7 protein-coding genes and 2 pseudogenes are annotated in these 14,500 nt (G+C 39.5%); all 9 read left to right on the top strand.

Annotated features, from left to right (window positions below):
• Window positions 1–4: 4 nt before the first annotated feature.
• The 9 genes and pseudogenes from prfA to N4G44_RS00825 all read left to right on the top strand — a co-directional run bounded on the left by prfA (window position 5) and on the right by N4G44_RS00825 (window position 14,056).
• A pseudogene (gene prfA, locus N4G44_RS00865) lies at window positions 5–1,089 on the top strand (peptide chain release factor 1).
• Between the two features lie 84 nt (window positions 1,090–1,173).
• A complete protein-coding gene (locus N4G44_RS00860) occupies window positions 1,174–1,800 on the top strand; it encodes a hypothetical protein (protein WP_474924247.1) in 627 nt (208 codons plus the stop codon).
• Window positions 1,801–1,856: 56 nt separating this feature from the next.
• Window positions 1,857–2,531 carry a hypothetical protein gene (locus N4G44_RS00855; protein WP_474924246.1) on the top strand — a complete coding sequence of 225 codons (675 nt, stop codon included), beginning with the start codon at window positions 1,857–1,859 and terminating at the stop codon, window positions 2,529–2,531.
• Window positions 2,532–2,619: 88 nt separating this feature from the next.
• Window positions 2,620–4,726: pseudogene (locus N4G44_RS00850) on the top strand (prolyl oligopeptidase family serine peptidase).
• Window positions 4,727–5,051: 325 nt separating this feature from the next.
• Complete coding sequence (locus N4G44_RS00845; protein WP_474924245.1) at window positions 5,052–5,612, top strand: hypothetical protein; 561 nt, start codon at window positions 5,052–5,054, stop codon at window positions 5,610–5,612.
• A gap of 2 nt (window positions 5,613–5,614) precedes the next feature.
• Window positions 5,615–8,086 carry a reprolysin-like metallopeptidase gene (locus tag N4G44_RS00840; RefSeq protein ID WP_474925005.1) on the top strand — a complete coding sequence of 824 codons (2,472 nt, stop codon included), beginning with the start codon at window positions 5,615–5,617 and terminating at the stop codon, window positions 8,084–8,086.
• Window positions 8,087–8,287: 201 nt separating this feature from the next.
• Window positions 8,288–11,245, top strand: coding sequence for a reprolysin-like metallopeptidase (locus N4G44_RS00835; RefSeq protein WP_474924244.1), 2,958 nt, complete (start codon window positions 8,288–8,290; stop codon window positions 11,243–11,245).
• Between the two features lie 138 nt (window positions 11,246–11,383).
• A complete protein-coding gene (gene scpA / locus N4G44_RS00830; RefSeq protein ID WP_474924243.1) occupies window positions 11,384–13,501 on the top strand; it encodes a methylmalonyl-CoA mutase in 2,118 nt (705 codons plus the stop codon).
• 57 nt (window positions 13,502–13,558) lie between these two features.
• Window positions 13,559–14,056, top strand: coding sequence for a hypothetical protein (locus N4G44_RS00825; RefSeq protein WP_265132654.1), 498 nt, complete (start codon window positions 13,559–13,561; stop codon window positions 14,054–14,056).
• Window positions 14,057–14,500 lie beyond the last annotated feature (444 nt).

Here is a 14,500-nt window from a genome sequence, read left to right as displayed (position 1 = left end):
CAGAATGTCTAAATCATTAATTCCAAAACTAGAAGCTATTAAACAAAGATATAATGAGGTTGCAGACCTTATTATACAGCCTGATGTTATTTCAGATCAAAAAAATATTCTTCTCTGAATAAAGAATACAGTGATTTGGGTAAGATTGTGAAAGTTTACGATCAGTACAAAGGTGCTCTTGATGCCATTGAAGAATCTGATGAAATTATTGCTGATGGTTCAGACAGGGATCTTGTAGACCTTGCAAAAGAGGAAAAACTGGAAGCCCAGGCTAAAATTCCAGGACTGGAAGAAGAATTGAAAGTTTTACTGATTCCTAAAGATCCTGCAGACGACAAAAACATCATTGTGGAATTACGTGCCGGAACAGGAGGTGATGAAGCAGCTATTTTTGTGGAAGATATCTACAGAATGTACACCATGTATTTCAAATCAAAAGGATGGAGACATGAAGTGACGGATTCTAATGAAGCGGCAAAAGGCTACAAAGAACTGATCATGAAGGTGGAAGGTGAAGGTGTTTACGGAATCATGAAATTCGAATCCGGGGTTCACCGTGTACAGCGTGTTCCGGAAACAGAATCTCAGGGAAGAGTTCACACTTCTGCCATTACCATAGCAGTGCTTCCGGAAGCTGAAGAAGTGGATGTAGAGATCAATCCTGCAGATATTGAAATGCAGACCTCCCGTTCAGGAGGTGCCGGAGGACAGAACGTTAACAAGGTAGAGACTAAAGTACAGCTGACCCACAAGCCTTCAGGTTTGGTGGTCGTATGTCAGCAGGCCCGTTCTCAGCTGGCTAACCGTGAGCTGGCAATGGAAATGCTTCGTGCAAAACTATATGATATTAAGCTTCAGGAGGTTCAGGGAGATATTGCAGCGCAGAGGAAGACCATGGTTTCCACGGGAGACCGTTCTGCCAAGATCAAAACCTACAACTATCCTCAGGGAAGGGTTACAGACCACAGAATCAACAAATCTATGTACAATCTGGACGCTTATATGAACGGAGATATTTCTGAAATGATAGATGCAGTCATCATGGCAGAAAATGCAGAAAAGATGAAAGGAGAAGAAGAAAATTACTAAAATAAATAAATCAATAAGCTCTTGGATTTCAGGAGCTTTTTTTGCTTAAAAATCATTGAATTTAAACTGACCATGAGAAAAATAATGCGAATTTTATTCCTGATGACCCTGTTTTTTGCTCAAAACTTTTTTGCCCAGACGAAGGCATTGCAGCCTGAGCAGGTATTTGGGTTGTACTTTGATACTTTTGTGAAACAGGATGAGCAGGCACTTAACCGGCTTAATAGCTATCTGATCCCATTCCTTGGTGCTGAAAATACCTATAAAATGGATCTGAAGAAATCTGACCAGCAGGAAGTTCAGAATCTTACAGGATTATTTCTTGCAGATCTTCCGAAAGAGAAAGCCGATGCTTGTCAACAGGAAGCCAATGAATATTATCAAGCGCTTTTAAATAACTTGAAAAATACCCGGTACACATTAAAAAGCATACAGGAAGTAAAAAATGAATTTGCAGAAAACAGCTTTGTAACGGAGCTCAGCGTAGATCTTATTTTCAATGTTCCTGAAAACCCTGCTGAACTGAAAACGGTCAATATAAAGAAAATGACTGCCGGTGAGCTGAAGAATTATTTAAGAAAGCAGACAAAGGCTTTTTCAGGGCGTAAAAAGGAAGTTACCCTGCAGCAGGCTTACAGATTGTATCAGGTAAAAAAGAAGGAAATACTTATTACTGGAACGGAGGTCCTCAGGAATTGGTATGGAAGCTGAACGATTCCTATTTTAAAAGTTTTAACTAGCACAAAATTAAATTACTCAATATAAATATGAAAAATATTAAAATCATTGTCTTACTGATGCTGGCGTTAATCAGCCAAAACCTGCTGGCACAGACGGAGGTAAAAAAGCCCTCTGAGGTTTTTGAAATGTACTTCGGAACCTTTGTGAAAAATGACAATGTTGCGCTTTCTAAGCTGAATGATTATCTAAAGCCGACTGTGGAAGGAGAAAATGCCTATCAGGTAGATTTTAAAACCGTTTCCCAGGATATGATGAAAGAAAGTACAGATAATTTTCTTTCCGCTTTTTCCAAGCCCACGGCAGATGCCTGCAGAAAAGAAGCTGAAGAATATTTTACGGCTATGATGGAAAATTTTAAAAACGGTAAACTTTCCGTTAAAGAAGTAAAAATTGTTCAGAATGAATATATTGAAGACCAGAAAATTGCTGAGGTTACCTATGTCGTAAGCTTCAAAGTTCCTGCAAAGCTTCCCGATGTACCGGCTGGAGATATCCAGAAAGTTAAGCCGGAAGACCTTAAGAAATATCTGGTTCAGAGTGTACAGAATTTTAAAAATGCAGATAAAACTGTAGAAACGGAGCAGAATTTCAGGTTATACCAACTTAATGAAGATGGAAAAATATATTACTGGAATGGCAGCCCGGATGAAATTGTTTCGGGACTGACTGATTTTTATTTTGAAAGTTTCGGATCTAAATAATGATCTTAAAAATAATTAAATAAAGGCTCTGTTTTCAGGGCTTTTTTTATTCCATATACTTTGCGTATTTTTGAGAAAACCCTTGTTTATGAATTTTAAGCCTATCTTATTAACCGCTGGAGTTCTGTTTTCAGCAACTTTTTATTCTCAAAAAATGAATTATCCTAAAGCCGTAAAAGGAAATCAGACCGATACTTACTTTGGTAATGCTGTGGCAGACCCATTCAGAGACCTTGAAAATGATTCCCAGGCCACCAAAAAATGGGTAGATGATGAAGTGGCATTCAGCCAGAATTATCTTTCGAAAATCCCGTTCAGAAACGAAATCAAAAACCAGCTGACAGAAATCTGGAATTATGAGAAAATTTCAGCACCATCCAAAGAAGGAGATTATACCTACTATTATAAAAACGATGGTCTTCAGGCACAGTCTGTTTTATACAGAACAAATAATAAGACCAAGGCCACGGAAATATTTTTAGATCCGAACAAATTTTCAGACAAAGGAACTACCTCTCTTTCCAATCTGTCATTCAACAAAAAAGGAAATCTTGCTGCATATTCCATTTCTGAAGGCGGAAGCGACTGGAATAAGATCATCATCATCGATGCTATTACCAAAAAACAGATTGATGAAACATTGATCGATGTAAAATTCAGCGGAATTTCATGGCAGGGTGATGAAGGATTCTACTATTCGAGCTATGATAAGCCGAAAGAAGGAACCGTACTTTCCGGAATGACCGACAAACACAAAGTGTATTTTCATAAATTGGGAACAAAGCAGTCTGAAGATAAACTGATCTTCGGAGGTGATCAGACACCGAGAAGGTATCTTGGAGCCGGAGTTTCCGAAGACCAGAGATACCTGATCATTTCTGCTGCCAATGCAACCAATGGGAACGAATTGTATATCAAAGATTTAAAGAAAGGAGGTGATTTTGTGCAGATCAATAAAGGATTTGATATTAATGTCAGTATTGTAGATACTCAGGGCGACGACCTTTTCATCTTTACCGATAAGGATGCCCCGAATATGCGACTTGTAAAAACCAGCATTGCCAATCCTTCACCGGAAACCTGGAAAGATGTGATCCCACAGACAGAAAATGTACTGGGAATATCTACCGGAGGCGGATATTTCTTTGCGACTTATATGGTTGATGCCATTGATCAGGTAAAGCAGTTTGACAAAACAGGAAAACTGATCAGAGAAATTGCTCTTCCGGGAAAAGGAAATGTAAGCGGCTTTGGAGGAAAAAAGAAGAAAAAGAGCTTTACTTCTCTTTCAGCAACTATATTACACCGGGAACAACATATAAATTTAATGCAGATTCCGGGAAATCCGAAGTTTATCAAAAACCAAAAGTGAAATTCAATCTAGAGGATTACGTTTCTGAACAGGTTTTTTACACGTCAAAAGACGGAACTAAGATTCCAATGATGATCAATTATAAAAAAGGAACAAAACTGGACGGTAAGAACCCTACGATTCTCTATTCTTATGGAGGGTTCAACATCAGCCTTCAGCCTTCATTCTCTGTAGTTAATGCCATCTGGATGGAAAACGGAGGAATTTATGCTGTACCGAACATCCGCGGAGGTGGTGAATACGGTAAAAAATGGCATGATGCGGGAACGAAAATGCAAAAGAAAAACGTTTTTGAAGACTTCATCGCTGCAGGAGAATATCTGCAAAGCAAAGGATACACATCAAAAGAATATATGGCATTATCCGGAAGATCGAACGGCGGACTGCTTGTAGGAGCCACTATAACAATGCGTCCCGACCTTGCAAGAGTTGCTTTCCCGGGGTAGGCGTTCTGGATATGCTGCGATACAATAAATTCACAGCAGGAGCAGGATGGTCATATGACTACGGAACAGCAGAAGACAGCAAAGAAATGTTTGAATATCTTAAATCCTATTCTCCGGTACATAATGTGAAAAAAGGAATATGCTATCCTTCCACAATGATCATTACAAGCGATCATGACGACAGGGTAGTTCCTGCACATTCTTTCAAATTCGGTGCAGAGCTTCAGGAAAAGCAGAGCTGTAAAAACCCAATTTTATTAAGAATTGAAAAAAATGCCGGTCATGGTGCAGGAAGAGCAACCGATCAGGTAATCAGTGAAAATGCAGATCTTATTTCTTTTGCCCTTTATGAAATGGGAATAACAAAACTGAAATAATTGAATTTGAATTAAAATAAAGTATCGGCCGCTCGAAGAGCGGCCGATACTTGTTATAAGATAGCATGTAGATCGTTGTTTAAAATTAAGAACAGGGATCACAAAGTGAAAATAATCAATTAAACAAGAAATTGATAAAGATGTAAATTTTATATCATTTTATGCATATGAAACGAAAATAATTAAATGGCTAACTAATGTCATAAAATAAAAAAAATAGTCAATTTAATTGAATTTACTTATTTTTTTTGGTGGTGTTATGCGTTAAATTGTTATTTTTGCTATGGATATTTAAAATTTATTAATTCTATTCTTGTAGATCATTATGAAAAAAAGAATTTTACTAGTTTGTGCATTAGCTGCTGGTGTTGCCAGTTTTAATGCACAGAGATGGGAACCTGCATCGCAGAGGACATCCCAAATCAGAAAAGAAGTTGATGTAAAATACTCTTACCGGGTAGATCTGGCATCGCTTAGAAGCATTTTAAAAGATGCAGTAGAGACAGGTAAGGATGCTAAGCCCGTTATTATTTCACTTCCTACAGTAGAAGGGAAAATTGAAAAATTTGCGGTATACAGCAATCCGGTAATGGAAAAGTCTATGGCAGACAGATATCAGCTGGGATCATATGTGGGAGTAGGTGTTGATGACCCTTCTAAATATGTAAGATTCAGTACATCTCCTACAGAAATGCAGTCTATGATCATCAAGAACGGAGAATTCCAGTTCATTGAGCCGATCACTACAGACAAGCAGACTTACGGAGTATTCTATAAGACAAAAAGAACAAGCAGCGAGCAGGGATTCGAGTGCGGAACAGACGAAAAGAATAGCAAAGATATCCAGTTCCTTAAAGAGAACGGTAAAAAAAGCTTTCTAATGTAGGAATTACAAACAGACCTGCAAGTACAAAGTACAGAACTTACAGACTGGTAATGTCAACTACTGCGGAATATACCAATTATTTCGGAGGTGTTCCGCAAGCTGTTGCACAGATAAACACTACGATGACGAGAGTAAACGGAGTCTTCGAAAAAGATTTCGGGATTAAACTTCTTGTTCAGGATTATCAGAATGTTATTTATACCAATGCTGCTACGGATCCTTATTCAGACTCAGATGTGGGTGTAGGTGATGGAGCATGGAATGCAGAATTGATGAATACTCTTCACAACAACGTAGGAGAAGTCAATTTCGATATCGGACATTTATTTGGTGCCGATGGAGGAGGTGGTAATGCCGGATGTATCGGTTGTATCTGTAGTGATGATATGACATTGGATCAGGGATCTCCGGTAGCTTACAAAGGTTCTGGGTTTACTTCTCCTGCCAATGGAATTCCATCAGGAGACTCTTTTGATATCGATTATGTAGCCCATGAATTAGGACACCAGTTAGGAGGAAACCATACTTTCTCCAACAACACAGAAGGTTCTGGTGTAAACATAGAGCCGGGAGGGGGTACTACAATTATGGGATATGCCGGAATCACAGCGGATAATGTACAGATGAATTCTGATGCTTATTTCCACTATGCTTCTGTTAACCAGATTCTTAACAACCTTGATGCTAAGCCAACCTGTGGTGTTTCGCAAACCATTACAACCAATACAGCACCTGTTATTTCTCCGCTTCCAGCATACAGCATTCCTAAAGGAACAGCCTATTATTTAGAGGCTACAGCAACAGATACAGATCCTGTAAAATATACTTGGGAACAATATGACAGTGTAGACGAGGATGCTACGATTTCCGGAGATGCCGGATGGGGCTACAATACACAGGGAGCATTAACAAGATCTTATTTCGGAACCACAAGCGGAAGAAGATACTTCCCAAGTTTACCTTTGGTTATGAACGGAATTCTGACCAATAAAGCAAGCCTACCAAATAATACAAAGCCTAGCTGGGAAACTGTTTCTTATGTTCCAAGATTATTGCATTACGCAGTGACTGTAAGAGATGAGAATCCTCAGAGACCAATGCTTTCTTCTTTAGAAACAACAGTGAATGTAGGAAATGACGGACCATTTAAATTTAACGGTCTTACATCATCTACAACTTTATATAACAATGCATCCAACACAATTAAGTGGGCTGTAGCCAATACAAATGCTGCTCCTTACAATGTTGCGAACGTAAAAATAGATTATACAGCTGACAACGGGACAACCTGGACAGAACTGGTAGCTTCTACGCCAAACACAGGTACTTATACTGCACAGATGCCGGCAAGCTTAACTGGTGCTGTTAAATTCAGAATATCTGCTATCAATAACATATTCTATGCAGTATCTCCTGCAGTAACAATTGGAGCTGCGCCTACTTCAACTACAGCAGCACCAACAGGAGTATCTACTACAGCAGCAGATGTACTTAAAAATTCTGCAATTGTATCTTGGAACAGTGTGCCGGGAGCAGCCTCTTACTCTGTAAATTACAGAAAAACAGGAACTTCAGCATGGACTAATGCAACAAGTACAACCAATTCAATCTTATTAAGCAGCCTTGAAGACGAAATGGCTTATGATGTACAGGTAGCAGCTGTTGTAAACAGCGTACCGGGAGCTTTCTCTTCAAACTATGTTTTCAAAACAAAACCACTGGCAACAGGAGTTAATTACTGTATCTTAAATACAGGTTACAATGCAGTAGGAAACATTGCAAGAGTGCAGCTTTCCAATGTGAATCATATTGATACAAATATCAGATCGTACAAAGATGTAAGTGAGGACCCTGCAAAAGTGATTAACCTTATCAGAGGAAACTCTTATCCTATCACTATTTTCGGTCTTTATACACAGGGAGCTCCTATGACTTATAACGTGTGGATTGATTATAACAGAAACGGAGTGTATGAGTCCACTGAGAAAGTATATACAAGCCCTGCAACAAACTACAGCCAGGTTTCAGGTGGTGTAGGAGTAGGAAATGTATCAGGTAACTTTACGGTTCCGGCTTCAGCTGTCGTTGGAAACAGAGTAGTGGGAATGAGAGTGGCATCTAACTATTCTACTGCATTAAATAATGCTTGCGGTACTAATGGAACTATTCCAAGTGGAGCAGGAAGCGTAATGGATTTCTCAGTGAAAATTTTCGGAAGCGCACTTGCGGTAGAAGAAACTAAAGCAACAAAATCTGAAGTTGAGATTTATCCAAATCCTGCTGATACTTTTGTTGGTGTTAGAAACCTTAAAGGCAAAGCAGATTACAAAATCTATAGCGCAGACGGAAGATTGGTTCAAAGTGGAGACCTTAATGATCAGATCATTAACGTAGCTAGTTTGGCTAAAGGAATGTATGTGATCACTATTAAAGATGATAATAACACATACAATACTAAGCTTATCAAAAAATAATAAGTAACTATATTAATAATGAGACCGGGCATTTGCCCGGTCTTTTTTTATTTAATATCCTGGTGTGTGCCCTCCAGATTTTATATATCATATTGTTAATTTTAATATTTAACATTAAATAAACTTTTTTAATGCTAATATTTATGTTTTAATTTCTATTTTTGTAAAAATGCTTAATAATTTTTCGAAATCACTGTAATTATGAAAAAGAAAATTTTACTGGTTTGTGCACTGTCTGCCGGTCTGGCGTCTGTTACTGCACAAAGGTGGGAACCTGCGTCCCAGAAAACTTCTCAAATCAGGAAAGAAGTTGAAGTTCAGTACTCTTACAGAGTAGATTTGGCATCTCTCAGAAATATTCTGAAAGATGCGGTAGAAACAGGTAAAGATGCAAAACCTGTAATTATTTCTCTTCCGACAGCAGAAGGAAAAATTGAAAAATTTGCGGTATACAGCGATCCTGTTGTAGAAAAATCTATGGCAGACCGTTATCAGCTGGGGTCATATGTAGGAGTGGGGGTTGATGACCCTTCCAAATATGTAAGATTCAGTACTGCTCCTACCGAAATTCAATCCATGATTATCAAAAACGGAGTATTTCAGTTTATTGAGCCTATCACTACGGACAAACAAACCTATGGTGTTTTCTATAAAACCAAAAGAACAGCAAGTGATAATGGCTTTGAATGTACTACGGAAGAAAAGAATGCTAAAGATATTAAGTCACTGGAAATTCATGGAAGAAATAATCTTTCTAACGTAGGCATTACCAGCAGACCTTCCATTACAAAATACAGAACCTACAGACTTGCCCTTTCCACCACAGGAGAATACACCAAAAAATTCGATCCTGCCGGAGGAACTACCAATACAGTAATCCAGATGAACGCCACCATGACCCGTGTGAACGGCGTATTTGAAAAGGAATTTGGGATTAAAGCCATTATTCAGGATATCCCGGCGATCATATATACAGATCCTACTTCAGATCCTTATACCGGAAACCTGAATCTGAATCTGCAGCAGACTCTGACCTCCGTGGTAGGGAATGCCAATTACGATATGGGACACGTATTTAATGCAGCCGGAGGAAACGGAAATGCAGGTTCTATCGGTTCTACATGTAAAGATCCTACGAGCTCGACGAATTTAGCAAAAGGATCCGCATTTACACAAAATACAAACCCGGTAGGAGACCTTTTTGATATTGATTATGTAGCCCACGAAATGGGACACCAGCTTGGTGGAAACCATACATTCTCCCATTCATCAGAAAATTCCGGAGTAAATATAGAACCCGGAGGAGGAACTACCATCATGGCCTATGCAGGAATTACAGGAGATAATGTACAGATGAATTCTGATGCTTATTTCCACTATTCCTCTATCAATCAGATATTAACAAGTCTTGATTCAAAAACAGCCTGCGGAACTTCTGCAGATATTACAACCAATACAGCCCCGGTGATTTCACCGCTTACATCAAAAAATATCCCGAAAGGAACGGCTTATTACCTGGATGCTTCTGCAACAGATGCCCAGGGAGATCCGTTTACTTACACATGGGAGCAGTATGACAGTGTTGGAGCCAATAATACCATTTCAGGAGACAGTGGATGGGGATACAACACTGAAGGAAGCATAGCAAGATCATATTTTGGTACAGCGGGTGGAAGAAGATATTTCCCAAGTTTTGCTGCAGTAATGGACGGAAAGCTTACGGATAAAACAAACTGGGAAACGGTAAGTTATATTCCGAGAACTTTAAAATATGCTGTAACATTAAGAGATGCAAACCCTACAAGACCAATGGTTTCTTCCCTTGAAACTACAGTCGTTGTAGGAAATGACGGTCCGTTTAAATTTAACGGTCTTACCACTTCCTCGGTTTTATACAATAATGCATCAAACACAATACAGTGGGATGTAGCCAATACGACAGCCGCTCCTTATAATGTCGCTAATGTTAAAATAGATTACACCACAGATAACGGAGTTACCTGGACAGATCTGGCAGCTTCAGTACCAAACACCGGAAGTTATACTGCCCAGATGCCGGCAAGTTTAACAGGAGCTGTTAAACTAAGGATATCTGCAATAGGGAATATATTCTACGCTGTTTCTCCGGCAGTTAATGTAGGAGCTGCGCCAACATCTACCTCAGCAGCACCAACGGGAGTTTCCGTGTTAGATACGGAAGTGTTTAAAACCACTGCAAGGGTTTCGTGGAACAGTGTTCCGGGAGCTGCTACCTATTCTGTAAATTATAGAAAAGTAGGCGATGCCAACTGGTCCAATACAACAAGTACAGTGAATTCTGTAGTTCTGACCGGTTTAGAAGACGAAACCAATTTTGAAGTACAGGTTGCAGCTGTGGTAAACAGTGTACCGGGAGCCTTCTCAAACAATTATGCCTTTAAAACAAAAGGGTTAAAAACCGGTATAGATTACTGCTTGCTGACTACAGGAATCAATCAGTTAGGAACTATTGCACGTGTTCAGCTTGCCAATGTTAACTATACCGACGGAACTTTCAGATCATACAAAGACGTAAGTGAAAACTCGGCACAGGTAGTAAACCTTACAAAAGGAACCCAATACACCATTTCTGTACTGGCAGGAAGCTCTTCCAGCTATGCTCAATATCCGTTTACCGTAAATGCCTGGATCGATTATAACAGAAACGGTGTTTTTGAAGCAACAGAAAAAGTAATGACTTCTGCTTCTGCAACAGGAACCAGAACGGAGACAGCAACATTTACCGTTCCGGCAACTGCATACAGCGGAGATAAGCTTCTCAGAATGAGAGTGGCAGGAAATTTCAACAGTGCGTTGAGCAATGCTTGCGGAAATACCAACCAGGCAGGAAGTGTTATGGATCTTTCTGTGAAAATCACAAGCGGATTGGCTGTAAACGATGTAAACACAGTAAAAACATCAGAAATATCGATCTATCCAAATCCTGCAGATACTTTCGTAGAAGTTAAAAACCTGAAAGGAAAAGCAGATTACAGCATTTACAGTGCAGACGGTAGAATCGTTCAGCAGGGTCAGATTGATGGTCAGAGAATTAATGTGGCACAGCTTGTAAAAGGAGTGTACGTAATCACAATTAAAGATGATAAAAACACTTACAATACCAAACTTATCAAAAAATAATAAGGAAGTGCATCAATAAGATAGACCGGGCAATTGTCCGGTCTTTTTTATATACTAAACTTCAGTAAAACTGTGAGTTAACATAAGTTTCATGTTTCGTTCAAAAAAATTAACTTTACGCAGACAAAAATTATTGGAATGCGAAAGACAATTTCTGTGAAAAAACCGGATTTTAATGTAGAACCTCAGGAAAGAGAGGTTTATAATTTTGAAAAAGACGGTCTGGAGTTAAAATCATCTTATACCCCCAAAGATGTTAAGAATGAATCCTTAACACAGACTTCTCCGGGAATTGCTCCTTATCTCAGAGGTCCGTATTCCACCATGTATGTACAAAAGCCGTGGACGATTAGGCAGTACGCAGGATTTTCCACAGCAGAAGAGTCCAATGCATTTTACAGGAGAAACCTTGCCGCAGGACAGAAAGGACTTTCCGTAGCTTTTGACCTTGCTACCCACCGGGGATATGATTCCGATCACTCCAGGGTAGTAGGAGACGTTGGTAAAGCAGGAGTAGCCATCGATTCTGTGGAAGACATGAAAATCCTTTTCAATGAAATTCCATTAGATCAGATCTCGGTATCCATGACCATGAATGGCGCCGTACTTCCTATTTTGTCTTTCTATATCGTTGCTGCGGAAGAGCAGGGCGTGAAGCAGGAACTTCTTTCCGGAACCATTCAGAATGATATTTTGAAAGAATTCATGGTAAGGAATACCTATATCTATCCGCCGGCTCCATCCATGAAAATCATTGCAGATATCTTTGAATATACAGCCCAGAACATCCCGAAATTCAACTCAATTTCTATTTCAGGATACCACATGCAGGAAGCAGGAGCCACCCCGGTACTGGAAATGGCTTATACCCTTGCAGACGGTTTGGAATATGTAAGAACAGGAATTAAAGCAGGAATGAATGTTGATGATTTTGCCCCGAGATTATCCTTTTTCTGGGCCATTGGAATGAATCACTTTATGGAAATTGCAAAAATGCGTGCCGCAAGATATATCTGGGCTACTCTTTTGCAACAGTTCAATCCGCAGAATCAGAAATCTTTGGCCTTAAGAACGCATTCCCAGACCTCAGGATGGTCCCTTACAGAACAGGAACCTTTTAATAATATTACGAGAACGGCCATCGAAGCCCTTTCCTCAGCTTTAGGCGGAACACAGTCGCTGCATACCAATGCCCTTGATGAGGCCATCGCGCTTCCAACCGACTATTCAGCGAAAATTGCCAGAAATACCCAGATTATTCTTCAGCAGGAAAGCGGAATTTGCGATGTGGTAGATGCTATGGGCGGAAGTAACCTTGTAGAAAGCCTTACCCAGCAGATGATCGAAGAGGCTATGAAATACATCGATGAGGTAGAGCAGGAAGGAGGAATGACCAAAGCCATCGAAGCCGGAATTCCAAAAATGAGGATCGAAGAAGCGGCCGCTAAAAAGCAGGCTAAAATCGACAGTGGGGAAGAATTTATCATCGGAGTAAACTCATTCAGAACAGCACTGAAACAGGATGGTATTGAAATTCTGGATATCGATAACACAGAAGTCCGCAGAAAGCAGATCGAAAGACTGGAAAAAATAAAAGCAGAAAGAAATCCTGAAGCTGTCGCAGAAATTCTGAATGATATCCGCGAAAGTGCAAAGACAGGAAAAGGAAACCTTCTTGCATTATGCATAGAAGCAGCCAGAAGAAGAGTTACCCTTGGTGAAATGAGCGATGCCATGGAGGAAACATTCGGGAGATATAAAGCCAATATTAAAACCATTTCTGGAGTATATGCCATGAACGCAGGGAAAAACGAATATTTTGAAAAAGCCCTTCATCTCACACAGAAATTTGAAGAAGAAGAAGGACGCCGCCCAAGGCTTATGGTTGCCAAAATGGGGCAGGACGGGCACGACAGAGGAGCAAAAGTAGTAGCTACCGCATTTGCAGATATGGGATTTGATGTCGATGTGGCCCCATTATTCCAGACCCCGGAAGAAGTAGCCAAACAGGCTGTAGAAAACGACATCCACATCCTTGGGGTATCTTCTCTCGCAGCAGGTCATAAAACCCTTGTTCCGCAGGTCGTGGAAGAGCTGAAGAAGCTGGGTGCAGATGATGTAACTATTGTGGTAGGAGGTGTTATTCCGCAGCAGGATTATGAATTTCTGTACGCCAACGGTGCAGATTTTATCTTCGGTCCCGGAACCAATCTTCCTAAATGTGCCGTGGAAATTCTTGAAAAATTTCTAAATTAACATTCTTATAAAGGATAAATTGCATGGCTTTTGTATAGTTTAATGAAAAATTTCATTATGGCTTATACAGTAGTTTCAGTATTTCCGGTGACTGTAGATACAGAGGAAATTAAAAAAGATTTAAAAGAAAAAGGATTTGACGAAGCAGATATTATTATCTCAAAGTCCAGAGTAGAAAGTGGAATGTCAACTGATCATCAGGAAGACGAGCAGACGAAAGGGTTTTTCGACTATGTCTTTGCGCACGATGCAGAAATGTTGGAGGCCTATCGCAAACATAGTATAGGAAGAAGCAATGTTATTGTGTACACGGATGACCTCGAGCGGGCAAAAGTAGCCAAGTCTGTTTTAAATGAAAACGGTGCACTTGAAGTCTATCGGAGACCGTCAGAACCCCGCGATACCATTCCTGAAGGGATGACAGAGCAGGAATATAACGGGATAATCGCCAAAGCAAGACATAACATTTACTTTCTTGGATCAGAAAGAGTATATCACTCCAATGAAGTTAAAGGAATGGATGATGAGATGGACAGCTTAGGATCGAAAGATTAATCTCTCAAAAATATAAGGCCCGGATAAAATAATCCGGGCTTTTTTTATTAAAAATTTGGATATTCAAAAAAATTAATATATTTGCACTTGAAAATCAAGTTTAACCCATTAAAAACAACGAAGCAAATGTTCAGATTTAATCAGAATTCTACAGTTGGATTACCGCTTACAGTGGTAAGGCTTCGTGGTTTGGTATACTCTTAGAATAATAGTACAACGAAATATCAAAACCCGGAGTCGCAAAGATTTCGGGTTTTTTATTGCGCAATACTTAAACTCAAGTTTTCCCGGAATTTTTTCAATATCAGAAGAACAGAAGCATTGGATTTTTTAGAATTCAATCTATTGTTCCTCATTAAAATCATTCAACTAATATTTTAGTTGATAAAAAGAACATGCACAGATCAAAATTTTGAATCCTGTGTCTGGTATCTTATGTCTTAA

The organism is Chryseobacterium sp. GTID13, from assembly GCF_056172655.1.
The sequence above is the reverse complement of the archived record's forward strand: the minus strand, read 5'-3'. Positions and strand labels throughout refer to the sequence as shown.

Bases quoted from the DNA above. Each gene is read 5' to 3' on its own strand.
- N4G44_RS00860 (WP_474924247.1), top strand. From the start codon at position 1,174: ATGCGAATTTTATTCCTGATGACCCTGTTTTTTGCTCAAAACTTTTTT.
- N4G44_RS00855 (WP_474924246.1), top strand. From the start codon at position 1,857: ATGAAAAATATTAAAATCATTGTCTTACTGATGCTGGCGTTAATCAGC.
- N4G44_RS00845 (WP_474924245.1), top strand. From the start codon at position 5,052: ATGAAAAAAAGAATTTTACTAGTTTGTGCATTAGCTGCTGGTGTTGCC.
- N4G44_RS00835 (WP_474924244.1), top strand. From the start codon at position 8,288: ATGAAAAAGAAAATTTTACTGGTTTGTGCACTGTCTGCCGGTCTGGCG.
- scpA (WP_474924243.1), top strand. From the start codon at position 11,384: ATGCGAAAGACAATTTCTGTGAAAAAACCGGATTTTAATGTAGAACCT.
- N4G44_RS00825 (WP_265132654.1), top strand. From the start codon at position 13,559: ATGGCTTATACAGTAGTTTCAGTATTTCCGGTGACTGTAGATACAGAG.